The sequence below is a fragment of the Paraburkholderia yinzeri genome, assembly GCF_046581065.1.
GTDB lineage: Bacteria > Pseudomonadota > Gammaproteobacteria > Burkholderiales > Burkholderiaceae > Paraburkholderia.
Window position 1 is genome coordinate 1,621,067 of sequence record NZ_JBFOCJ010000002.1, and the last position, 22,021, is coordinate 1,643,087.

Here is a 22,021-nt window from a genome sequence, read left to right on the forward strand (position 1 = left end):
AACTTTCGCCGCGCTTACCGTATCGCCACCCATGCGTAATGATTAAAGAGCGTGGGGGTCAAAGCCGTTAACGCGCCATATAGCAGCCACGAAGCAGCCACGAACAGCCGCACCGCAACGGGTCGGCAGCGTGCTGCCCATATGCCACACCGGGGGAAAGGCTTTGAATCGCAATCAGACATGGTCGCGCACGGCGTCGCCGGGCGAGATCATCTACTCCGAAGGCTATTCGGGGGAACGCGTCATCTATGTGATCGCCGACGGAAAAATAGAAATCTCGACACGCTGTGACGAAAAGAAGGTCGTGGTGGCGACACTCGGGCGGGGCGAATTCTTCGGCGAGACCGCCTTGCTCGGCGCGGAGCCGAGAAGCAACACGGCGAAAGCGTTGACGTTCTGCCAGTTGACGGTCGTACCGGTCAGCATCGTGGAAGAAGAACTGGAGCGCGTCTCGCCGCTCCTGCGGCATATTTCGCGCACCCTGATCCGGCGCGTGAAGGCCAAGGACGATCTGCTAGCAACATACACGCACGCCGACTTTCTCCCCGGTGTACTGTCGTATGCCCATGTGCTCGCGCTGATGGCCGGCGCCGAAACGCGCGAGGAGCGCGGCGCCTGGGGCCGGCAGGGCGCCGCGGGCGAAGTCTCCGTCTCGCTTGCCGACGTGGTTCAGAAGTGCCGCGCCGTGGCGGGGCATTCGCGCCCGCACGTGATGGCCATGCTCAAGCGCATGGAGAAGCTCAACCTCATCGCGATCGAGGCGGCGCAGACCGCCGGCTATACCGGCTCGGGCCTGGCGGAGTCTGCCGTCGCCGAGGGCCCGCTCGGCCGCCAGGTCGTCAGCTTCGATCCGGCGCGGATCGTCGATCGCGCGGCGCAGGTGGCCGACCGCGATCTGGACGTTTCCATCAACAGCGAGCTCGAACTGATCGAGCTGGCCGACCTCGAGGCGCTGATCGGCGTGGAGCGCAAGATCATCCTCAACAAACTCTCGCACGGCGAGATCGCCGACGAAGTGTTCGCGTTCCGCAAGTCGAAGGTACTCAACTACGTCGAAGAGAAGGGCGTGGCGTACTTCACGAAGCGCACGGTTCGCGGCGCCGGGGCGCTCAACTCGCTCGACGACCTCGTGTTCGTGGACGAGCGCACGCTGTTCGAGGCCGTAAGCGGCATGGACACCTACGACCTCGCGAAGCTGCTGGCCTGCGTGAACGACGCGTCGCTCTCGTCGCGTCTCATCTCCGTGATGGGCGAGGTGCGCAAGAACGAGGTGTCGTGGCTCATGCGGCGCGAGATCAAGATCGATCCGGCGGAAGTGGCGGAAATCGAGCAACGCCTGATCGAGTCGGTACGCGCCCTCAAGCAGGTGCCCGCCATCTGAGACCGGTAACGACAGCGGAGAAAACATGGATTTTCTGACCTTGTTCGGAGTCCTGCTGGGCGGGGCGGCCGTGGTCGTGGGCTATGCGCTGGAAGGCGGGCACGTGGTGGCCCTCGTTCAGCCCGAAGCGCTCGTCATCGTGCTGGGCGGCACGCTGGGCGCGGTGATGATCCAGAACACGTGGGCGAAATTCGTCGACGCGCTAAGGCATCTGCGCATGGCGTTCGTCAAGGCGCCGCAGGTCGATCAGGCGAGTCTTGCCGCCGTGCTCGAATGGGGCGACGAAGCCAAGCTCAACGGCATGCTGGCCTTCGAATCGATGAACCTCGACCCTGTGCATCCGTTCGCGCGGCGTGGGCTGGAATTGCTGGCGAACGGCGTGACGACGGCCGTGCTCGAAGACGCGCTCAATCGCGAACTGGAGGCCTACGGGCGCACCCGCATGGCGGCGGCGCGGCTGTGGCAGCAGGCGGGCGGCTATGCGCCCACCTTCGGCATTCTCGGCTCGGTGCTCGGCCTCATCCAGGTGACGGGCCACCTCATCGACCCTTCGAAGCTCGGGCAGGGCATTGCCGTTGCTTTCGTGGCGACGCTTTACGGGCTCGCCTTCGCGAACCTCGTGTTCCTGCCGGTGTTCGGCAAACTGCGCGCGCATATCGAAAGCGAGCTGCGCCTGCGCAAGCTCTACCTGGATGGGTTGCTTGCCATCTCGCGCAAGGAAACGCCCGCCACGATCGCGACGCGTCTCGCGGGCGACGTGCGCGACCACGCCTCGCGCTCGCTCGAACTCGCGCACTGATCTGGACGCATGCCGATGCCGACCGAAAGCCATCTTCCGTTCATGGCGCAGGACGCTCAGGAAGAAGAGAGCCACGACGCGCAGTCGTCGCGCTGGCTCATCTCTTACGCCGACCTCATCACGACGATGATGGTCCTGTTTCTCGCGCTCTACGCCATGGAGCTCGCGAAGAACAAGGAAATGGAGATCCGCTACCAGTCGTTGGCGGCGACGTCGCAACCGGTGGCCGCCGCGCCGCCGGCAGCCGGGCAGACGCTGCTTGCGTCGCTCGAGCCGCTGCGCGAGCGCGGCGAGATCACGATCGTGCGCGCCGCGCACGGCGTGGAGATCGGCATCAACGCGAAGATCCTGTTCGACGCGGGCGACGCGCGCCTCCTGCCGGACGCGTTCGGCATGCTGGACAATGTGGCGGACGTGCTGCGCGAAGTGCCTTCGGGCAATGTCCTGGTCGAAGGCCATACGGACAGCACGCCGATCGCGAATGCGAAATACGCGTCGAACTGGGAACTTTCGTCGGCGCGGGCCGGCGCGGTGGTGCGCTACCTTGTCGAGCGCGGCGTCGCGCCCCGGCGGCTCACCGCCATCGGCCGCGCCGACAACTTTCCGCTCGTCGCCGCCGACGATCCCGCGAGCCGGGCGCAGAATCGCCGCGTGACGATCTTCGTGGAGTACTGACGAGCTGGCTGGTCTCTAGTTCTTGTCCCCCTCGCGATGCACGGGCTGCGTCTCCTTCAGGCTCTTCGCGAGCCGCGAGGCCTCCACATAGCCCGGATTCGCGGGCCGCTTGAGATAGCGGCCCGCGCCGCGCCGCGCGCGCAGATCGCCGTTGGCCCACACCAGTTCGCCCTGCGCGATCGTATGCGTGGGCACGCCGCGCACGGTCATGCCTTCGAACACGTTGAAGTCGACGTTCTGGTGGTGAGTCTTCACTGAGATCGTACGCGTGGCCTGCGGGTCCCAGACGACGACATCGGCATCGGCGCCGGCATCGATCACGCCCTTGCGCGGGTACAGATTGAAGATCTGCGCCGCGTTCGTGGAGGTGACGCGCACGAACTCGTTGGGCGTGAGGCGCCCCGTGTTGACGCCCTGATCCCAGAGCACGGCCATGCGATCCTCCACGCCGCCGCAACCGTTCGGAATCCTCGTGAAGTCGTCGCGGCCCATGGCCTTCTGCGAGGCGCAGAACACGCAATGGTCGGTGGCCGTGGTATGCAGCAGGCCGCCTTGCAGACCGCGCCAGAGGGCGTCGCGATGCTCCTTCGTGCGGAACGGCGGGCTCATGACGTGCGCGGCGGCGCGCGTCCAGTCGGGATCGCGGTAGACGGATTCGTCGATCACGAGATGCCCGGCCAGCACTTCGCCGAATACGCGCTGGCCTTCGCCGCGCGCGCGGGCGATGGCTTCGAGCGCATCTTTTGCCGAAACGTGCACGATATACACGGGCACGCCCAGCACCTGCGCGATGCGGATCGCGCGATTGGCCGCTTCGCCTTCCACCTCGGGCGGGCGCGAAAGCGGATGGGCTTCCGGCCCGGTGAAGCCGCGCGCGAGCAGTTGCCGTTGCAACTGGAAGACGAGCTCGCCGTTCTCGGCATGGACGGTGGGCAGCGCGCCCAGTTCGAGCGAACGCGCGAAGCTGTTCACGAGGATTTCGTCGTCGGCCATGATGGCGTTCTTGTACGCCATGAAGTGCTTGAAGCTCGACACGCCATGATCGTGCACGAGCAGGCCCATGTCGCGATGCACGCTCTCGTCCCACCACGTCACGGCCACATGAAAGCCGTAGTCGGCCGCGGCCTTCTCCGCCCAGCCGCGCCACTCGCGAAATGCTTCCATGAGCGGCTGCTTCGGATTCGGAATCACGAAGTCGATGATCGACGTCGTGCCGCCCGCGAGGCCCGCTGCCGTGCCCGTGAAGAAGTCGTCGCTCGCGGTCGTGCCCATGAACGGCAGTTCCATGTGCGTGTGCGGGTCGATGCCGCCCGGCATCACGTACTGGCCGCCCGCGTCGACCACGGTTGCGCCCGCGGGCGCTTCCAGCGCGGTGCCGACGGCCTGGATGGTGCCGCCCTCGCACAGGACGTCCGCGCGCCAGGATTTGTCGGCGTTGACGACGGTGCCGCCTCGAATCAGGATCGCCATGATGCAATGTCTCCTTCGGTTGATGCCGTGACGGATTCGCTCACGCGCTCGCGATGCTCGGGCGGCGGCTCTTGCCGAGCTTCATCAGCACGCCATAGACGAGCGCCGCGATAGCGAGGCCGACGAACCACGCATAGGTGTAGAGCCCCTTGAACGCGTCGGGTACGGCCGGAAACGCGGCCGGAAACGCCACGTTCAGAAAGCCCGGCAGGTTCGGCAGCACGCCCGCGAGGAGCGCGATGACGGCGGCCGGATTCCAGCCGTTCGAATAGGCGTATTCGCCGCTCTCCTCGAAGAGCTGTTCGGTATCGAGCCGCGTGCCGCGAATCAGGAAGTAGTCGACCATGAGGATGCCGGCCACAGGGCCGAGCAGCGCGGAATAGCCCACGAGCCAGGTGAAGATATAGCCTTGCGTGGTGGCGAGAATCTTCCACGGCATCATCACGATGGCGATGGTCGCCGTGATCAGGCCACCCGCCTTGTACGAGATGCCCTTGGGCCAAAGGCTCGAAAAATCGTAGGCCGGGCCGACGAGGTTGGCCGCGAGATTGCAGCACATCGTGTCGAGCGTGAGGATCACGAGCGCGATGCCCACGCCGATGCCTTCCATGCGGCTCGTGAGATCGATAGGGTCCCAGATGGCCTTGTTGTAGATGACCACGGTGGCCGAGGTCACCACCACCGAGACCACCGAAAGCAGGGCCATCGGCACGGGCAGGCCGATTGCCTGGCCCACGAACTGGTCCTTCTGGGTTTTCGCGAAGCGCGTGAAGTCGGGAATGTTGAGCGCGAGCGTGGCCCAGAAGCCCACCATTGCCGTGAGGCTCGGCCAGAACGTGACCCAGAAGAGCCCCGCTTTCTTGCCGCCGGGCGCGAACTGCGAAGGTTGCGAGAGCATCGAGCCCACGCCGCCCGCCTTCGAGCAGGCCCACCAGACCAGCGCGACGCACATCACGACCTTGATCGGCGCCGACCAGCTTTCGAGCCAGCGGATCGAGTCGGTGCCGTGCACGATGAAGTAGATCTGCAGCGCCCAGAACAGCAGGAAGCATGAGGCCTGGCCAATCGAGATGCCGAGGAACGGCAGCGCGTCGCCCACGAGCGCGTTGTGCGTGAGGATGTTGGCGAGCGTATAGATCGCGCTGCCGCCCAGCCAGGTCTGGATGCCGTACCAGCCGCAGGCCACGATCGCGCGCAGCATGGCGGGCAGCTTCGCGCCCTGGGTGCCGAACGACGAGCGCACGAGCACGGCATACGGAATGCCGTACTTCGCGCCCGCGTGGCCGATCAGCAGCATCGGCACGAGCACGATGGTGTTGCCCAGCAGCACCGTGAGCACGGCCTGCCACGGCGACATGCCCTGCTCCGTGAGGCCTGCCGCGAGCATGTACGAGGCGATGTTCATCACCATGCCCACCCACAGCGCCGCGAAGTGGTACCAGCGCCACGTTCGCTGCGCGGCGCCGGTGGGCGCGAGGTCGTCGTTGTATAGCTCGCTTTCGCTGCGGCGCGCGCTCGCGTCGCCGGGTACGGCTGGCTGGCTCATGGTGCGGGTTCTCCGTGGCTTGTCGTGTAGTGGGGAATCAGGCCGCCTTGGGATCGGCCACGCGCCCCGGGTTGTTCGGATGCGTGGTCCAGTTCGAATAGCGGCCCGCGTCGACGCGCTCCATCGTGATGCACTGGTCGACCGGGCACACATGCATGCATAAATTGCACCCGACGCAGTTCGCATCGATCACCTCGAAATGGCGCTTGCCGTCGCGCGTGGCGCTGATGGCCTGGTGCGAGGTGTCTTCGCAGGCGATGTGGCACAGGCCGCACTGGATGCAGCGGTCCTGGTCGATGCGCGCCTTGATGTCGTATTCGAGGTTCAGGTATTGCCAGTCGGTGACGTTGGGCACGGCGCGCCCGCGAATCGCGTCGAGGTTCGCGTAGCCCTTGTCGTCCATCCAGTTCGAGAGGCCGTCGACCATGTCCTCGACGATACGGAATCCGTAATGCATCGCCGCGGTGCAGACCTGCACGCTGCCCGCGCCCAGCACGATGAATTCGGCGGCGTCTCGCCAGTCGGAAATGCCGCCAATGCCCGAGATGGGCAGCCCCTGCGTTTGCGGGTCGCGCGCGATATCGGCGACCATGTGCAGCGCGATGGGCTTCGCGGCCGGGCCGCAGTAGCCGCCGTGCGTGCCCTTGCCGTCCACGGTGGGCAGCGGCGCCATCGCGTCCAGATCCACGCCCACGATCGAGTTGATCGTGTTGATGAGCGAGACGCCGTCCGCGCCGCCCTTGAGCGCCGCGCGGGCGCCGTGGCGAATGTCGGTGACGTTCGGCGTGAGCTTCACGAGGCAGGGCAGGCGCGTGCCTTCCTTCACCCAGCGCGTGACCATTTCGATGTATTCGGGCACCTGACCCACGGCCGCGCCCATGCCGCGCTCGCTCATGCCGTGCGGGCAGCCGAAGTTGAGCTCGACTGCGTCGGCGCCCGTGTCTTCCACCTGCGGCAGGATCCATTTCCAGTCTTGCTCGTTGCACGGCACCATCAGCGAGACGATCAGCGCGCGGTCGGGCCAGGCGCGTTTCACCTCGTGGATTTCGCGCAGGTTCACGTCGAGCGGGCGGTCGGTGATCAGTTCGATGTTGTTCAGGCCCGCCATGCGCTGGCCGCGCCAGGTGGTGGCGCCGTAGCGCGAGCTCACGTTGACGACGTGCGGGTCGAGCCCGAGCGTCTTCCAGACCACGCCGCCCCAGCCGGCCTCGAAGGCGCGGTTGACGTTGTAAGCCTTGTCGGTGGGCGGCGCGGAGGCAAGCCAGAACGGGTTCGGCGAATGGATGCCGGCTATCGTGCAGCGCAGATCGGCCATGTTGGGACTCCTTTCCTGATCGTTCGTGTTGGTCGTTCGCCAGGTGCGGCGGTTGGTTTCAGGCGGCCTTCCCGGCCTGTTCCGCGAGATAGCGGTCGATCGCGCGGGCGGCGAGCTTGCCGTCCTGCACGGCCTGCACCGTGAGGTCGGTGGCGCCGTGACCCGCGCAGTCGCCGCCGGCCCAGACACCGGGGAGCGACGCGGCGCCGTCCGCGTCGACGGCAATGCGCGTTCCGTTCGCCGTCAGTTGCAGTGCGTCGAGCCCTTCGGGCGACAGCTTCTGGCCGATGGCCTTCAGCACCATGTCGGCTTCCACGCGCACGGTCTCGCCCGTGCCCTTCACTATGCCGTCCGCCGCAAGCGCGCTGCGTTCGAACTCCACGGCCTCCACATGCGTGCTGCCCAGTATCCGCACGGGCCTGGCCCACTCCATCAACATCACGCCTTGCGAGCGCGCGAATTCCTGCTCGGCCCACGTTGCGCTCATCTGCGCGGTGCCGCGCCGGTAGGCCAGCGTCACCTGCTCCGCGCCGAGCTTGCGGCTCTGCACGGCGGCATCGATCGCCGTGTTGCCGCCGCCGATCACGACCACCCGGCGCCCGACCGGCAGCCAGGAGAGATCGCGCGTGGCGCGCAGGCGCGCGATGAAATCGACGGCATCGCGCACGCCCGGCAACGTTTCGCCTTCGATCCCGAGCGCTTGCGTGCCGCCAAGCCCGATGCCGAGGAACACGGCATCGTAGTGCTCGCGCAGTTGCGCAAAGGCGAAGTCGCGGCCGAGCTGTTGCCCTTGCCGCAACGAGATGCCGCCGATAGAGAGCAGCCATTTCATTTCACGCTGCGCGTAGTCGTCCACCGTCTTGTACGCGGCAATGCCGTATTCGTTGAGGCCGCCCGGTTTTTCCCGGGCGTCGAACACGGTCACGTCATGGCCGGCGAGCGCGAGCGTATGCGCGCAGGCGAGCCCGGCCGGACCCGCGCCGACCACGGCGATGCGCCGCCCCGTCTCGCTCGTGCGCTTGAAGAGCGGCGGCGCGCCTGCGGCTTCCCGCGCCATCTGGAAGTCGGTGGCGTGACGCTGCAGCGCGCCGATGCTGACCGGTTCGCCATCCTGATGATTTCTCACGCAGGCGCCTTCGCAGAGAATTTCCGTGGGGCACACGCGCGCGCACATGCCGCCCAGCGGATTCGCGCTGAGTATGTCGCGCGCAGCGCCCTTGAGATTGCCGTTGCCGATCTTGCGGATGAAGCCGGGAATGTCGATGCCGGTGGGGCAGGCGGCGACGCAGGGCGCGTCGTAGCAGTAATGGCAGCGATCGGCGGCGACGATGGCCGCATCGACCGAAAGCGGCGGTGCGACGTCGGCGAAATTGCAGCCGAGTTGTTCGGCACTGAGACGGCCTGCGGCGACATCGGCCGCGGCGTTTTTGGTGGGCTGGGACATCCGGGTGCTCCTTTCGAGGCAAAACACGGGTCCACCGGCTCGCGCAAGGCGCGAGCCGGTACGTGGGGAAACGGGGAGTGCAGCGCGGCGCTACGGCCGCTTTTCTTTCGCGTTTAGCCGGGCTCGCTCGCGCGTTCGAGCATCGCGTGCAGCAGCACGTTCGCGCCGGCCTCGATCCATTCGAGCGTCGCGTCTTCGATCTCGTTATGGCTGATGCCGTCGACGCACGGCACGAACACCATCGACGTGGGCGCCACGGTGGCCAGATAGCAGGCATCGTGGCCCGCGCCCGAAACGATGTCGCGGTTCGAATAGCCGAAGCGGTCGGCGGCGGCGCGCACGGACTTCACGCAAGCCTCGTCGAACGGCACCGGCGCGTAATAGAAGATCTGCTCGACCTGCGCTTCCAGCTTGCCTTGCTCCGCGATCTTCGCAATCCCATCGCGCAGTTCGGCGTCCATCTGTGCGAGTACCTCGTCCAGCGGATGGCGAAAATCGACGGTGAAGAACACGCGCCCGGGAATCACGTTGCGCGAGTTCGGGTGCACCTGCATCATGCCGACCGTCGCGCAGGCGAGCGGGGCATGGCGCAAGCCGATCTCGTTGACGAGCTGCACGACGCGCGAGGCACCCAGCAGCGCGTCGCGCCGGCGCGGCATCGGCGTGGGGCCGGCATGCGCCTCCTGACCCGTCAGGACAACTTCATACCAGCGCTGGCCCTGCGCGTCGGTGACCACGCCGATGGTCTTCTTCTCCGCCTCGAGGATCGGTCCCTGCTCGATATGCAGTTCGAACGCCGCGTGAATCTTGCGCCCGCCGCACGGCAGATCGCCCGCGTAGCCAATGCGCTTCAGCTCTTCGCCAATGGTCTTGCCGTCCACGTCCTTGCGCGAGAGCCCGTAGTCGAGCGTGAACACGCCCGCGAACACGCCCGAGGCCACCATCGCGGGCGCGAAGCGCGAGCCTTCCTCGTTGGTCCAGATCACGGTTTCGACCGGATGCTCGGTTTCGATGCCGTGATCGTTCAGCGAGCGGATCACCTCCAGCCCGCCCAGCACGCCGTAGATGCCGTCGAAGCGGCCGCCCGTGGGCTGCGAGTCGGCGTGCGAGCCCGTCATCACGGGCGGCAAGTCGTTGTTGCGGCCCGCGCGCCGCATGAAGACGTTGCCCATCTGGTCCACGCTGATTGTGCAGCCCGCCTCTTTGGCCCACTGCACGATGAGGTCGCGGCCCGCTTTGTCGAGATCCGTGAGCGCGAGGCGGCACACGCCGCCTTTGGCCGTCGCGCCGATCTTCGCCATTTCCATCAGGCTGTTCCACAGACGCTGGCCATTCACGTGGATCGCGGTGGTCAGCGCGGCTTCGCTTACTGCGTTCATGCCGGTCCTCCTTTCGAGCAGATCGGGTGGTCGAGGTCTTGCGGACTTCCGTTCGCAAGACGCGGTCGTGTTCAGAAAGCGTGCATCTCTGTCATCATCTGGGGCAAGTTGCGCAGCGGCGGTGCATGCGCGCAAGCGTCCTTCGAACCCGCGCATCCCGCACTCGCGAATCCTGTCCGATTGGACAGGTTGTAGGCGATAAACCACGCGATTTCAATACGGTATTGCCAGCGAAAAGCGTGCCATCGATGCTGCACTGCGTGATAAGCAAGCTCGCAGCAAGCCCACGATGAGCCCGCGGCGAGCAAGCGGTGCGCGATGCGATTGCGCACGGCGAAGCGGGCACTGTGACTACAATGAAACCGGCACGCTGCGGCCGATAGGCCGCGATGCCTTGTTTTCCTTGACCGGAACGAATGCCATGCGCGACGACGACACGACCACGCCAGCCGCGAACCTCGCGACGCGCCCTCCGCGAGCGGGTCGCGAAACCGCTGACGCGGCGCACAAGCCGGCGCCCCGGCGCAAGGCGGCGATACGGGCTTCGAACGAATCGCATCTGCTGGCGTGCGCGGAAGCCGTGTTCGCCGAACGCGGCTTCGAAGGCGCGAGCACGGCGCTGATCGCCGAACGCGCGGGCCTGCCGAAGGCGAATCTGCACTACTACTTCCCGACCAAGCTCGCGCTCTACTGGCGTGTGCTCGACGACGTGTTCGAGGAATGGAACGCGGCCGCCGACACCTTCGACGCGAGCGACGACCCGGTCGAGGCAATAGGCGGCTACGTGCGCGCGAAGATGGCGCTCTCGCGGCGCAGGCCGCTAGGCTCGAAGGTCTGGGCGAACGAGATCATCAGCGGCGCGGCGCACATGCAGGACATTCTGCTCGAACGCGTGAAGCCGTGGATGGAGACGCGCGTGAAGCTCATCGAGCGGTGGGTGGAGGAAGGCTTGCTTGCCCCCGTGGACCCGAAGGCGCTGCTCTTCATGATCTGGGCCACGACCCAGCATTACGCCGACTTCGAAGCGCAGATACGGGCGCTCGCGGGCAAGCGCGCGCTCTCGGCGGCGGGATTCGAGTCGAGCACCGAGGAAGTGGTGCGCATGATCCTGCGCGCGAGTGGGGCGCGCTCGCCGCAGGCGTAAAGGGGCAAGAGGGGTAAGGACTGCCCGCGCCGCGGCTCAAACCTGCATCGACGGCACGTCCTTCATGCAGCGCAGCGCGAACATCGACCGGCTATGCCGGATGCCCGCAATGCGATAGAGCTTCTCGCGCAGGAAGCGCTCGTAGCCGGCCGTGCCGTCCACGGCGACCTTGATCCAGTAGTCGTACTCGCCGGAGACCAGATAAGCCTCCAGCACCTCGGGCAGCGCCGCGAGCGCCTCGCCGAAGCGGGCGAGCGCGTCGTCCTCATGGCGGTCCAGCGTCACTTCGAGGATCACGATGTCCGCGTAGCCCAGCTTCTTCTGGTTCACGAGCGCGACATAACCGTCGATATAGCCGTCGGCTTCGAGTTGCCGCGTGCGGTTCCAGCATGCCGTGGTCGACATGCCGGCCTGCTCGGCCAGTTCGGCGTTGGAAAGACGCGCGTTCTTCTGCAGTGCGCGCAGGATCTTACGGTCCTGGCTGTCGAGCGTGCGGGCGGGGCGTTCGCGTGCGGTCATCGTCGGAAAAGAATCGTGTTCAGGAAAATGCGATTCTAGCGGAAGAACGTTCCGTCAATTTGCGCAATCAACCCTAAAACAGGAAGCCTTTCCAGCGCCTCGGCCGGTATATTTTCCAACGTGCCTTCATGCCCGGCACGACCCGCCCAGTCACCTCGCCGGTGCGGGGTGCGCCGCCGCAGCCACGAGCCAAGGCGGACCGTCAGGCCGACAGAGCGGTTCAGCCCGCCGTCCAACCGCCGGCCACCGGGCGTTTCGCGCGAACCCTGCGTCAGGAGGCGCGCCCGACGGGCCTGAAGGCATGCACACACACGCCGCTTCAATCGCACCCCTGCACTTCCCGTAGAAGAACCAACGATGTCGATCCAGTTGTACCTGTCTTTTTTCGCCGCCGCGCTCGTCCTCGTCTATACCCCCGGTCCCGTCAATGTGCTCACGATGAGCCAGGCCCTGCATGCCGGCTGGCGCGAGGCCTTGCCCTGCGTCTGGGGCGGAACGCTCGCCGTGCTGCTGCAGCTCGTCTTCACCGCGCTATGCCTCAACTCGCTGTTGCTCGTCAGTGAGCATTCGCTCACCGTGCTGCGCTGGCTCGGCGCGGCCTATCTCGTTTGGTTGGGGTGCAAGCAATGGCGCAGCCGCGATCCGGCCGGCTCCGGCACCCTCGCCGGGACCACCGGCGCGGGCCGCAGCGCGCTGTTCTGGCGCGGTTTCGCGACTTCGGGTCTAAATCCGAAAACCCTGCTGTTCTTTCCCTCGTTCTTCCCGCAATTCATGAGCGCGGACGCTGGCTGGAGCGCCGATCGCCAGTACCTGCTGCTGGCGACGACTTTCGCGGTCCTGTTTGCGGGCGGGGTGGCGTCGATGGCGCTGTTTTCGCACCGGCTGCGCCACGTCCTGCAGCGGCCAAAGCGCATGCGCGCCGTGAACCGCCTGATGGGCAGCCTGCTCGTCGGGATGGGGGCGATGATGGCCGGATTGCGCTGACGCGAGAATGGCCCGTACGAGGCAAGGAGCGGCCGTTAGTGGGCGCTCGCTTCCTGAGGATGCCTTCGTACGTTCAAGGTGCCGCGGGCGCCGTGGCGGCCGATTCTGCCGCGTTGGCGGCGCTCGCGGGCATCGCCATTGCCGCCGGCGTAGTGTTGGCCGGGGCCGCTTGCGCGGCGTTGGCTGCGGCCGGAGCGGCTGCCGAAGCGAGCGTGGTGGTGCCGCTGGCGAACAGGGGCGGTTCGGCATCCGCCTGGGCCGGGGCGGCGTCTCCCGTCATCGCGGCCGAGCTTGCCGCTGCAGCGGGGGCAGCGGGAGCGGCGGCCGGGACTGCCGCGGCACCCGAGGCCGGCGCCGGCGCGACCGGCACCGGGAGCGCCACGCCAGTCGCCGCACCGCTGTGCACGACGCCGGTCTGCGCCGCCTGTGCGGCAGGCGGCGTGGGCATCGTCGCCGGCGATGCGGCGGGATGCGCGGGCATGACGTCAGCAGGCGCGGGAGCCGTGGCCGTTGCCGGTGTCGTGACGGGGGCGAGCGGCGTGATCTTGATGCCGTCGTCGCCCGGCACCGGCTCGCTGCGCACCGCGGTGGACAGATAGTGCCCGACCAGATCGAAGAAACGGTCGTAGAACGCGCCGGACTGGATCGTCTCGCTCGAAATTTTGACCATCGAGTCGCTGTTCGAGCGGATCGGCAGCGAGACCGACCCCAGGATCGAGAGGCCCACGCTCGCCGAGGTATCGCTCTTCTTCAACGCATAGCCGCTTTGCACCGCGTTCACATAGACCATGCTCGCGTTCGTCGAATCGCCGGGCGTGCAGACCACGTGCACCTCCACGACGATGTGGGAGTCGGCGGCGGGCTGGAAATCCTTGCTGGCGTCGACGGTGTCGCTGTGCGGCATCGTCGTCATGTAGCCCTGGCTCAGCAGGGCGCGGCGCGCGCTTTCGCAGGCATCGGTGCTCGGGTAGCCGAAGCTGCGCGAGAACTGATTGGGCGCCGTGCTCAGCAGTTGATCCTCCTGGAACTTCGGCTGCGACGACGAGCACGCGCCGAGCGTGAGGACGGCGGCCGCACAGGCGGCAACCAGCGGACTGAACAGGGACGGGGCGACGGTCGGAAAACGGGACATATTCGGAGCGGACATTGCGGCAATGCATCGGACGGCATGCATTGTAGTTCGGTTCAGGGTGGCGTGACCGAAGTGTTATTTATCCGTTCGTACCCCGAAAGCTCGGTGAAGGGCGCGCGTGGTCCACGCACGCGGCCATAAAGCAAAAGCGGGCTGTGCCCGAAGGCGCAACCCGCTTGCAGTCCGATCAGAGTCCGGCGTTTCGGTCGGGCGTGACCGCTCAGACCGCCATTTCCGGCGGCGCGCGGCGGAAGCCCCGCGTAATCCAGCCAAGGTAGGCAAGGCCGACCACGAACCAGATGGCGCCGAGGACCAGCGCGGTCTTTTCGAGGCTGACGAGCAGCCAGATGTCGGTAATGGCGCCGATGAGCGGGAACACGAGGCCGCCGAGCAGGCCAAAGGCGCGCGTTTTCTCGCCGCCCGCGAAGTACTGGCGGATCACGCAGAGATTCACCGCCGTGAACGCGAGGAATGCGCCGAAGTTGATGAACGAGGTGGACGTGGCGACGTCGAGCTTCAGCGCGATCAGGCCAACCACGCCCGCAATCGCGATGTTGATGGCGGGGGTGCGAAAGCGCGGGTGGATGAAGCCGAAGATCGACTTCGGCAGCACTTCGTCGCGGCCCATGGCGTAGAGCAGACGGCCCACGCTGGCCTGTGCCGAGATGCCCGAGGCGAACTGCGCGAGGATCAGGCCGGCGAGGAAGATCGAGACGAAGATGTCACCGCCGACCTTGCGCGCGATTTCGAACGCGGCCGAGTCCGGGTCCTTGAAAACGGCACCCGGATGCGCGAGTTGCAGCGTATAGGCGGCAATCACGAAGATCGCGCCGCCCACCAGCGCGATCAGCACGATCGCACGCGGAATGGTCTTCTCGGGTTCGATGGTTTCTTCGGTGAGCGTAGAAACCGCGTCGAAGCCGAGGTACGAATAAGCGGCGATCGCGGCGCCCGCCATCGTGGCCGAGAGCGGCACGTGCGCCTGGAAGAACGGCTGCGCGGAGACGAGGCCGCCGGGGCCGGCCGCCGCCGCGACGTAGTGGCAGCACAGCACGACGAACATCGCGACGATGACGAGCTGCACGATCATCAGCACGATGTTGAAGCGGTTCGCGAGTTCGATGCCGAGGATGTTGAGCCCGCTCGTCAGCACGATGAACGCGACGATCCAGATCCAGGTGGGAATGCTCGGAAACGCCGCGCCGAGATAGGCCGCGCCGATCAGCCAGATCACCATCGGCAGGAAGAAGTAGTCGAGCAGCGTGGCCCAGCCGATCAGGAAGCCCAGATGCGCGCTGAACGTCTTGCGCGTGTACGTGTAGGCGGAGCCGGCCACCGGGAAGAGGCGGGCGAGCTTGCCGTAGCTGAGCGCCGTGAACACGATCGCGACGAGCGCGATCAGGTAGGCGAGCGCGGCCGTGTCCTGGGCTGCGCCGGCGAGCACGCCGTAGGTGCCGTAGACGATCAGCGGCGCCATGTAGGCGAGGCCGAACAGCAGCACGGAGGGCAGGCCGAGCGCGCGCTTGAGATGAGGTTCGTGGGCGCCTGGGGCGGTCGGCGGGGCTGAGGGCTTCATGATGCTTTGTCTCCTGATGGACTGCGCTGAGGTACTGCGGTCCTGCATGCGGGCGCGGCACGCCACGGCCGCCCGCGCGAGGGCGGAGCGGGCCACGGTAAGCCGTGCGGGGGGACCGGTCGGCGCGCGTCGCACGCCGCCGGTCGATTCGGGTCAGCGTGCGCGGATCTTCAGCGAGCGACGTCCTTGCGCGTCGTTCTCATCCGCGAGATTCAGCGCGATGCGCGCATCGTGCAGATAGCTGTAGTGTTCGCGGCTTTGCGTGAGCAGCGCGCGGTCCGCCGTCACGGCGAGCACGGCGTCTTCGTTCTTCAGTTCCGCGAGCACGTCGCCGAACGGGCTCACGAGCGCCGATTCGCCGGGGAACGTGAGGTTGTCGTCGCCGTCGCCGATGCGGTTCACGAGTGCCGCGAATACCTGGTTCTCCATCGCGCGCGTGACGATCGCGCGGCGATGCACGGGACCGTACGGATCCATGTTGCCGTTGGTGACGATCAGCATCTCGGCGCCGAGATGGCCGAGCGCGCGCGCGCCTTCGGGAAACTCGATGTCGTAGCAGATCAGCAGGCCGACGGTTATGCCCTTGAATTCGCAGACCTCGAAGCGGTCGCCCGGCGTGAATACGCCGACGTCGGTGGCCCACAGATGGGTCTTGCGGTAGCGCAGCGCGAGTTCGCCGCGCTCGTCGATCAGGACTGTCGTGTTGTAGAAGCGGTCGCCTTCGCGCTCGGCAAGGCCCACTGCCACCGCCACCTTCGCGGCGCGCGCGGCATCGCGCACGGCGGTGAGCGACGGGCCTCCGATGGCCTCGGCCACATCGCGCACGGTGTCGCGCGTGGGAAAGCCCGTGAGCGTGGCTTCGGGAAAGACGATGAGGTCGGTGCCTTCGCGGCGCTTGCCGATGGTCTCGATGACGCGGGCGAGGTTGGGTGCGACCACGCCATCCTGGAGCGGAATCTGGGCGAGTTCGAGTTGCATCGGCTGTCTCCGGTAATGCCTGTTTCTGCGGGCCTGCGAGCGACCGTGACCGGTAACGGTCCGATAACCCGGGCGCCTGGGCGTCTGAGCGGCTATTATCACCACGTTATTTTTGTCCAGAAATTCCCCAACCGGGGTACCCTGATCGGAGGACTCATGGAACACGACTGGCAGGACCGCGCGTTCCATCATCACATCGCGACCCTGATCGACGCCCTCGACAGCCCCGATTTCTGGACGCGCATGACGCGCGTGATCGAGCGCTACGTGGCCTTCGACAACTGGGTCTCGCTCGTCTTCATGCGGGACCGCGCGCCCTTCGTCTGCGCCGAGTCGCCGATGCCGGACGGCACCGTGGATCTGCTGTTTCGCGCCTACCTGGAGGGGATGTACCAGCTCGACCCGTTCTGGATCGCGGCGTGCGAAAGGGCGCGCACGGGCCTCGTCACGCTTGCCGAAGTCGCGCCCGACAACTTCCGCATGACGGACTACTATCAGCGCTACTTCAAGAGCAACATCATCGGCGACGAAGTGCAGTTCAACCTGCCGCTCGACGCGCAGCGCACGCTGATCTTCTCAATCGGGGCGAAGCACCATTACGCCGAGCGCGAGATTGCGCAGTTCGCGTTGTTCGCGCCGTGGATCGTGGCGCTCATGCGCCAGCGCGCGCCGTACGAGCATTTTGGGCAGGGCGGTTCCGAGGCCGTGCCGGACGAGGCGGCCGCACTCGTGGCGCCGGGCCGCGAACGCGACGACGCGCGCCGCTTCGAGGCCGTAGCCCAGCAAAGCGGCCGCGTGCCGCTCACGGCGCGTGAAATCGAAGTGGTGCGCCTGAGCCTCAGCGGCTTCTCCACGCGCGCGATTGCCGAGCGTCTGGAGATCTCGTTCGAAACCGTGCGTGCGCACAAGAAACACATCTACGCGAAGCTCGGCGTGAGTTCGCAGTCGGAGCTGTTCGCGCTGTTCTACGAGACGGGGGTGAGCGAGGGCGGTTGAGCGCCGGCGCACCCGGCGCGACGGCGCTGGATGCTCATCTGGCGCTCAGAATTCGACGAGCGCGAAATCTTCCTTGCCCACGTCGCAGAGCGGGCAGCGCCACCCGTCGGGTACGTCGGCCCAGCGCGTGCCGGGCGCGAGGCCGTCGTCGGGGGCGCCTGCCGCTTCGTCGTATACCCAGCCGCAGATCACGCAGACCCATTGCTTGAAACCGTTATCCGAAGCAGCTGCCGTCGCGGCGCTCGCTGGCGCTTGCGCGGCGATGGGGGCTTCGGCACGCGGCGGCGTATCGAGCGCCACGACGAGCGGCGCCGAGGTGCCGCCTTCGCGCGCGGCTAGTTGCGTTTGCAACGTTTCGAGGAGCTTCGCGGCTTCGTCGGCGGTAAGGTCGATCCAGTAGGGATCGCCTGCGCCGTCATTCAGGCGTTCGGGGGAGAACTGGATTTCGAGGGCGACGCCTTTCTTGTACATGCGTATCTAACCGAGAGCGGGAGAGCGGACTGCCCGCGCCCCGGCCGGCTTCAGAGGAAGTACCGGGCCGCGAGCGACACCGCGAGCCCGCTCGCGGCGATCAGCGCGAGCATCTGGAGCAGCGTGATCGACTTGTTCGACGAGGCGGGCAGGTTGGCGGGGGCAGGATTACGGGAAGTCGTGTTCATGGTGCGTGTGGCCGTGCAGTGAGCGTGTGTTGGCGTTTCGGCGCGCCCGGAGCGACGCGCGGCGCGAGAGTGTCGCACGAAATCGCATCTGCGGGGGCGCTTTGGCGCGGGCTGCGCCGCGCGGTCGCATGGGGTGGCCCCTGCGTAGCGGTTGGCGAGCCGTTGCACGGCGCCCCCCGATTATCGCCGCTAAACGGGGGCCGATTCGTGCGCGGGGGGAGATGAATTATTTCCCGATGGTGAGTATCGCGAGTATCGGCGGCCGCCTAGGCGTGCAGCCATTTGCGTTCGACGTAGGAGAACAGCCAGCACACCGGCAGCGCGCACAGCATGCCGAGGGTGACCTCGGCGCAGCGGAACAGCGCGACGGTCCAGACCGGGCCGTGCGTGGGCACGAGCAGCACGACGGTGGTCGTGATCCCGGCGAGCCGCGCGGCCGTGCTGACTTTCAGGCACCAGCACACGACGATCACCACGGCCACCGCCGCGAGATAGACCGCGATGTTCTCCGTGCCGAGCGTGGCCGCCGCGAAACCGCAGACTCCGCCGGCCAGCGCGCCGATGAACTGGTCGCGCGACTGGCTGAGCGTGTCCGCGTAGTCGTGCTGCGTGACGGCGATGGCGGTGATGGCGGCCCAGAAGGCCTGCTCGGTGTGCAGGGCGCGGCCGATGCTGTAGGCAAGGCCCGCGCCGCACACGGCGCGTAGCGCCATCAGCAAGCCCTGCGCGGCGCGGCTCTTGAGCGGCAGGCTCTTGAGCGCGCCCAGCGCGGATTGCTGCAGCGATGTCAGGTAGGCGAAAAGGTTGTCTTGCGAATCGGGCATCTAGCTTGGCGGGTGGAAGTAGGGCCGCGGGGCGGCTTGGGGTGAGGGAAGGATAGCAAGACTTGGTGGACGGCCTTGCGCGCAGGCTTCTGACTAAAGAATCCATTGCCCGTGCCGATAAGCGAGTCAAGCTGCTCCCCGTAGATGAGAGGCCGGCTGTGCCTCGAATGTTGACAGAGAATCCAAGAAAAATGAGATACAAAAATAACCGTCTGCTTATCGGCGCTTCGCTCATATCGGTTGCGCTATTGTCCGGATGCGCCCAGTTCGTGTCGGTCAAAGACATTGCGAATGACCAGCCCGGATATCTCGCGGCACATTTTGGCATCGACTCCTTGCCCACGAGCGTTCGAGACAGACTGCCTGCGGCAGGCAAGCACGAACTACCGTTCAAGATTTTGACGGTGTTGGGTACGGTGTCAGGTCATGTCGGCAATGCGGCGATTCAGAACGACTTCAAGAGCGTGCTGATCAACGCTCAAAATACCGGCATGGTTCAACAGGTATACGAAACGTCGGCGAACGGTGTGCCCGCCGGCGTAACGTTTAGCCTCTCCTACCTCAATATTTACAGCCTGAAAGAAGAAACGGCGATGTACTCGCAGCAGGTCGCGTTCATCCCGTTTGTGACGCACGACGTCGACAACAATCAGTTTGCTTTCAAAGCGCCGCAAGAGAACGAGACCTACACGACGGCGTTCAAGCTCGGCACGACGGTTCAGATCGTCAACTTCCAGACTCTCGTGTGGACTTGTCATGCGAGCCACTACTATCCGGCCTCGCAATTCAACTCTGCGTTGACCGGTAAAGCCATTGATCTGGACTGCGAGTCAACAAAAGATGGCATCGTCCAGAGCAGGCTGCGTCGAACCTATTTGACCGAATACGGAGTTGGTCTGCCTCGCTCGACCGCGACCTCGGTGCTCAAACTGGAATGGACTTACAGCGCATTCGACAAGGATGGTCAGGCGGCAAATCTGCCTGGCGGCCAGCCCCCCGTCGAAAAGCCGATTTGATAGAGAAGCATCCGGTTCAGCGTGGAGTTGCGCTAACGGTGCCGGCTGGTTGCGCCTCGCCAGAGGTTTCCTGAGCAACATCGGGCAGACAGTGCCCTCGCAGCTTCCGTGCCGCATGCCGCAAATCGCGCTCGATCGCGCGCCGCACGCCTTCGGCGTCGCGGCGCTTCAACCGCCGCATCAAACCGTCGTGAGCGTCGTTGAGCGTTGCTGAAAATGCCGCGTCGTCGAACAGCAGGTTCGAGATCGGCCCCACCTGCAGCCACACGGTCTCGATCAGTTCGACCAGCAGCGGCGATCCGCTCGCACGGTACAGCACGAGATGGAACGCTTCGTTGGCGTCCAGATAGCGTGTCGGCACGCCCCGCGCGAGCACCTCGGCCATCTGCGAGCAAAGCGCGTCCAGTTGCCCGATCTCTTCGGACGTAAGGCGCGGCGTGGCGAGGCGCGCCGCCTCGCCCTCCAGCATCACGCGCACGTTCAGCACGTCGTCGAACTGGGCGCGCGTGAGTTGCGGCACAAGCACGCCGCGGTTGGGCAGATTCACGAGCGCCGATTCGGCGGCGAGCCGCACGAGCGCCGCGCGCACCGGCATCACGCCCACGCCTAGCTGCTCCGCAAGCGCGTGAATGCGCAGGCGCTCGCCAGGCACGAAGCGGCCAAGGCTGAGCCAGCGGCGCAGCGTGGCGTAGGTTTCGTCCTGCAACGACTGATGCGCGCGGGTTTTCATCGCCGGGTTCCGCCTACTTCAGCTCTGCTAAACACGCATCGAACGCTTCGAGCAGCCGGTCGACGTCGGCCGCCGTCGTGTCGGAGCACACGAGCATCATGTTGTGGAACGGCGTGATCAGCACGCCGCGGTTCAGCAGGTACAGATGCACGATGTGTTCGAGTTCGTCGTCCATCGCGGCGCGCGCCTCGGTGCCGTTGCGCGGTGGTGTCTTGCAGAACTGGAACTCGGTGCGCGCGCCCACGCGCGTCACGCACCACGGCAGCCCGTGGCGCGCGATCGTATCGCTCAGGCCGTCCGCAAGCCGCTGCGCGAGTGCGAACATGTGTTCGTAGGCGGCATCGGTCATCACTTCGGTGAGGGTTGCGCGCATGGCGCTCATCGAAAGCATGTTCGCCGTGAGCGTCGTGCCGATGCCGGAATGGCCCGGCGGGGCATCGAACTTCGCCTGCTGCGCGCGCGCCGCGAATGCTGCGGAAAAGCCGTATACGGCGCACGGCACGCCGCCGCCCACGGGCTTGCCGAGCACGAAGAGATCGGGCTCGATGCCGTGCTCGCGCGCGTAGCCGCGCGGGCCGCTGGAGATCGTATGCGTCTCGTCGATGGCGAGCAGCGTGCCGTGGCGGCGCATCAGCGCCTGGGCTTCGCGCCAGAAGCCGGGCTCGGGCAGCACCATGCCGACGTTCGTCATCGCGGGCTCGGCCAGCACGCAGGCGACCTCGCCGTCGGCCAGCGCATGCGCTAACGCAACGAGGTCGTTGAACTCCACCACGCGCGTATAAGGCAGCAGGTCGTGCACCTGGCCGAGCAGGCTCGCGCGCTGCGTCGGCACGCCGTCGACGAGATCGACGAACACGTCGTCCACCGTGCCGTGATAGCAGCCGTTGAACACCACGATCTGCTTGCGGCCCGTGGCGGCGCGCGCCCAGCGCAGCGCGAAGCGGTTCGCGTCGCTGGCGGTCATCGCGAACTGCCAGTACGGTAGGCCGAAACGCTCGGCGAGCGCCTCGGCCACCACGACGGCGTCCTCGCCCGGCAGCATGGTCGTGAAGCCGCGCTGCGCCTGCGCGGCGAGCGCGCGGGAGACGGCTTCGGGCGCGTGGCCGAACATCGCGCCCGTGTCGCCGAGGCAGAAGTCGGCGTAATGGTGGCCGTCCGCGTCGGTGAAGGTGGCGCCGCGCGCGGCTTCGACGTAGAGCGAGAAGGGCGTGGACCAGTCGTTCATCCAGTGCAGCGGCACGCCGAACAGCAGATGTTGCGCGGCGCGTGCGGAAAGCGCTTGCGACTTCGGGCGGGCGGCGATGAACGCTTCGCGTTCGCGTGCGAGGACGCGCTGCACGCGGTCCCAGTTCACGCCTTGACGGTCGGGCATGGAGTGTCTCCTGTGTGTAGCGGTTTGCCTCCTCGAAGAGGATGGGCACCGCAAGATTTGATCAAATCATCGCATGGGAGGG

At 66.3% G+C, this 22,021-nt stretch carries 21 protein-coding genes; 7 read left to right on the plus strand and 14 right to left on the minus strand.

The window, feature by feature from the left end; genetic code table 11:
* Positions 1-163 precede the first annotated feature (163 nt).
* From WJ542_RS24380 to WJ542_RS24390, 3 genes are read left to right on the plus strand one after another with little or no spacing between them, the layout of a single operon-like run.
* Complete coding sequence (locus tag WJ542_RS24380) at positions 164-1,381, plus strand: Crp/Fnr family transcriptional regulator (RefSeq protein WP_411192037.1); 1,218 nt, start codon at positions 164-166, stop codon at positions 1,379-1,381.
* 25 nt (positions 1,382-1,406) lie between these two features.
* Positions 1,407-2,180, plus strand: coding sequence for a flagellar motor protein (locus WJ542_RS24385; protein WP_411192038.1), 774 nt, complete (start codon positions 1,407-1,409; stop codon positions 2,178-2,180).
* 15 nt (positions 2,181-2,195) lie between these two features.
* Complete coding sequence (locus WJ542_RS24390; RefSeq protein ID WP_411192039.1) at positions 2,196-2,855, plus strand: OmpA/MotB family protein; 660 nt, start codon at positions 2,196-2,198, stop codon at positions 2,853-2,855.
* 15 nt (positions 2,856-2,870) lie between these two features.
* On the opposite strand, the gene hydA is transcribed toward WJ542_RS24390, so the two are convergent.
* From hydA to WJ542_RS24415, 5 genes are all read right to left on the minus strand, one after another.
* A complete protein-coding gene (hydA, locus tag WJ542_RS24395) occupies positions 2,871-4,325 on the minus strand; it encodes a dihydropyrimidinase (RefSeq protein ID WP_411192040.1) in 1,455 nt (484 codons plus the stop codon).
* Between the two features lie 40 nt (positions 4,326-4,365).
* Positions 4,366-5,871 (minus strand): NCS1 family nucleobase:cation symporter-1, encoded by a 1,506-nt coding sequence (locus WJ542_RS24400; RefSeq protein ID WP_411192041.1) that lies wholly within the window; start codon positions 5,869-5,871, stop codon positions 4,366-4,368.
* Positions 5,872-5,908: 37 nt separating this feature from the next.
* Positions 5,909-7,186 (minus strand): NAD-dependent dihydropyrimidine dehydrogenase subunit PreA, encoded by a 1,278-nt coding sequence (gene preA / locus WJ542_RS24405; protein ID WP_411192042.1) that lies wholly within the window; start codon positions 7,184-7,186, stop codon positions 5,909-5,911.
* A gap of 58 nt (positions 7,187-7,244) precedes the next feature.
* Positions 7,245-8,630 carry an NAD(P)-dependent oxidoreductase gene (locus WJ542_RS24410; RefSeq protein WP_411192043.1) on the minus strand — a complete coding sequence of 462 codons (1,386 nt, stop codon included), beginning with the start codon at positions 8,628-8,630 and terminating at the stop codon, positions 7,245-7,247.
* A gap of 113 nt (positions 8,631-8,743) precedes the next feature.
* Positions 8,744-10,009: a Zn-dependent hydrolase gene (locus WJ542_RS24415; protein WP_411192044.1), complete on the minus strand. Its 1,266-nt coding sequence runs from the start codon at positions 10,007-10,009 to the stop codon at positions 8,744-8,746.
* 421 nt (positions 10,010-10,430) lie between these two features.
* Here WJ542_RS24415 and WJ542_RS24420 point away from each other — a divergent pair, with 421 nt between their 5' ends.
* Positions 10,431-11,153: a TetR/AcrR family transcriptional regulator gene (locus WJ542_RS24420; protein ID WP_411192045.1), complete on the plus strand. Its 723-nt coding sequence runs from the start codon at positions 10,431-10,433 to the stop codon at positions 11,151-11,153.
* 36 nt (positions 11,154-11,189) lie between these two features.
* On the opposite strand, the gene WJ542_RS24425 is transcribed toward WJ542_RS24420, so the two are convergent.
* Positions 11,190-11,672: an Lrp/AsnC family transcriptional regulator gene (locus WJ542_RS24425; protein ID WP_411192046.1), complete on the minus strand. Its 483-nt coding sequence runs from the start codon at positions 11,670-11,672 to the stop codon at positions 11,190-11,192.
* Positions 11,673-12,029: 357 nt separating this feature from the next.
* On the opposite strand from WJ542_RS24425, the gene WJ542_RS24430 reads away from it, so the two are divergent.
* Positions 12,030-12,656, plus strand: coding sequence for a LysE family translocator (locus WJ542_RS24430; protein WP_411192047.1), 627 nt, complete (start codon positions 12,030-12,032; stop codon positions 12,654-12,656).
* A gap of 73 nt (positions 12,657-12,729) precedes the next feature.
* Here the strand turns inward: WJ542_RS24430 and WJ542_RS24435 are convergent, their stop codons facing one another.
* From WJ542_RS24435 to WJ542_RS24445, 3 genes are all read right to left on the minus strand, one after another.
* Entirely contained in the window at positions 12,730-13,803 is a 1,074-nt protein-coding gene (locus tag WJ542_RS24435) for a DUF2242 domain-containing protein (RefSeq protein ID WP_411192048.1), read from the minus strand.
* A gap of 205 nt (positions 13,804-14,008) precedes the next feature.
* Positions 14,009-15,364, minus strand: coding sequence for an APC family permease (locus WJ542_RS24440; RefSeq protein WP_411192049.1), 1,356 nt, complete (start codon positions 15,362-15,364; stop codon positions 14,009-14,011).
* Between the two features lie 153 nt (positions 15,365-15,517).
* Positions 15,518-16,342, minus strand: a complete 825-nt coding sequence (locus tag WJ542_RS24445) for a carbon-nitrogen hydrolase family protein (RefSeq protein ID WP_411192050.1) — start codon at positions 16,340-16,342, stop codon at positions 15,518-15,520.
* 156 nt (positions 16,343-16,498) lie between these two features.
* Between WJ542_RS24445 and WJ542_RS24450 the strand changes: the two genes are divergently transcribed.
* A complete protein-coding gene (locus WJ542_RS24450) occupies positions 16,499-17,338 on the plus strand; it encodes a helix-turn-helix transcriptional regulator (RefSeq protein WP_411192051.1) in 840 nt (279 codons plus the stop codon).
* Between the two features lie 45 nt (positions 17,339-17,383).
* Here the strand turns inward: WJ542_RS24450 and WJ542_RS24455 are convergent, their stop codons facing one another.
* The 3 genes from WJ542_RS24455 to WJ542_RS24465 form a co-directional block, all read right to left on the minus strand.
* On the minus strand, positions 17,384-17,809 hold the full coding sequence (locus WJ542_RS24455) for a rubredoxin (protein WP_411192052.1): 426 nt from the start codon (positions 17,807-17,809) through the stop codon (positions 17,384-17,386).
* 50 nt (positions 17,810-17,859) lie between these two features.
* Positions 17,860-17,997 carry a hypothetical protein gene (locus WJ542_RS24460; protein ID WP_411192053.1) on the minus strand — a complete coding sequence of 46 codons (138 nt, stop codon included), beginning with the start codon at positions 17,995-17,997 and terminating at the stop codon, positions 17,860-17,862.
* A 266-nt stretch (positions 17,998-18,263) separates the two neighbouring features.
* Positions 18,264-18,821: an FUSC family protein gene (locus WJ542_RS24465; protein WP_411192054.1), complete on the minus strand. Its 558-nt coding sequence runs from the start codon at positions 18,819-18,821 to the stop codon at positions 18,264-18,266.
* Positions 18,822-18,883: 62 nt separating this feature from the next.
* Here WJ542_RS24465 and WJ542_RS24470 point away from each other — a divergent pair, with 62 nt between their 5' ends.
* Entirely contained in the window at positions 18,884-19,837 is a 954-nt protein-coding gene (locus WJ542_RS24470; RefSeq protein ID WP_411192055.1) for a hypothetical protein, read from the plus strand.
* A gap of 16 nt (positions 19,838-19,853) precedes the next feature.
* Here WJ542_RS24470 and WJ542_RS24475 read toward each other — a convergent pair whose 3' ends face one another.
* Positions 19,854-20,567 (minus strand): GntR family transcriptional regulator, encoded by a 714-nt coding sequence (locus WJ542_RS24475; protein ID WP_411192056.1) that lies wholly within the window; start codon positions 20,565-20,567, stop codon positions 19,854-19,856.
* Positions 20,568-20,580: 13 nt separating this feature from the next.
* The gene (locus WJ542_RS24480; protein WP_411192057.1) at positions 20,581-21,939 is read right to left on the minus strand and encodes an aspartate aminotransferase family protein; all 1,359 of its coding nucleotides are present in this window, start codon (positions 21,937-21,939) and stop codon (positions 20,581-20,583) included.
* Positions 21,940-22,021 lie beyond the last annotated feature (82 nt).

Coding starts and splice junctions, on each gene's coding strand:
- WJ542_RS24400 (WP_411192041.1), bottom strand. CDS start 5,871: ATGAGCCAGCCAGCCGTACCCGGCGACGCGAGCGCGCGCCGCAGCGAA.
- WJ542_RS24450 (WP_411192051.1), top strand. CDS start 16,499: ATGGAACACGACTGGCAGGACCGCGCGTTCCATCATCACATCGCGACC.
- preA (WP_411192042.1), bottom strand. CDS start 7,186: ATGGCCGATCTGCGCTGCACGATAGCCGGCATCCATTCGCCGAACCCG.
- WJ542_RS24415 (WP_411192044.1), bottom strand. CDS start 10,009: ATGAACGCAGTAAGCGAAGCCGCGCTGACCACCGCGATCCACGTGAAT.
- WJ542_RS24445 (WP_411192050.1), bottom strand. CDS start 16,342: ATGCAACTCGAACTCGCCCAGATTCCGCTCCAGGATGGCGTGGTCGCA.
- WJ542_RS24435 (WP_411192048.1), bottom strand. CDS start 13,803: ATGTCCGCTCCGAATATGTCCCGTTTTCCGACCGTCGCCCCGTCCCTG.
- WJ542_RS24475 (WP_411192056.1), bottom strand. CDS start 20,567: ATGAAAACCCGCGCGCATCAGTCGTTGCAGGACGAAACCTACGCCACG.
- WJ542_RS24455 (WP_411192052.1), bottom strand. CDS start 17,809: ATGTACAAGAAAGGCGTCGCCCTCGAAATCCAGTTCTCCCCCGAACGC.
- WJ542_RS24460 (WP_411192053.1), bottom strand. CDS start 17,997: ATGAACACGACTTCCCGTAATCCTGCCCCCGCCAACCTGCCCGCCTCG.
- WJ542_RS24390 (WP_411192039.1), top strand. CDS start 2,196: ATGCCGACCGAAAGCCATCTTCCGTTCATGGCGCAGGACGCTCAGGAA.
- WJ542_RS24385 (WP_411192038.1), top strand. CDS start 1,407: ATGGATTTTCTGACCTTGTTCGGAGTCCTGCTGGGCGGGGCGGCCGTG.
- WJ542_RS24480 (WP_411192057.1), bottom strand. CDS start 21,939: ATGCCCGACCGTCAAGGCGTGAACTGGGACCGCGTGCAGCGCGTCCTC.
- WJ542_RS24440 (WP_411192049.1), bottom strand. CDS start 15,364: ATGAAGCCCTCAGCCCCGCCGACCGCCCCAGGCGCCCACGAACCTCAT.
- WJ542_RS24420 (WP_411192045.1), top strand. CDS start 10,431: ATGCGCGACGACGACACGACCACGCCAGCCGCGAACCTCGCGACGCGC.
- WJ542_RS24410 (WP_411192043.1), bottom strand. CDS start 8,630: ATGTCCCAGCCCACCAAAAACGCCGCGGCCGATGTCGCCGCAGGCCGT.
- WJ542_RS24465 (WP_411192054.1), bottom strand. CDS start 18,821: ATGCCCGATTCGCAAGACAACCTTTTCGCCTACCTGACATCGCTGCAG.
- WJ542_RS24425 (WP_411192046.1), bottom strand. CDS start 11,672: ATGACCGCACGCGAACGCCCCGCCCGCACGCTCGACAGCCAGGACCGT.
- hydA (WP_411192040.1), bottom strand. CDS start 4,325: ATGGCGATCCTGATTCGAGGCGGCACCGTCGTCAACGCCGACAAATCC.
- WJ542_RS24430 (WP_411192047.1), top strand. CDS start 12,030: ATGTCGATCCAGTTGTACCTGTCTTTTTTCGCCGCCGCGCTCGTCCTC.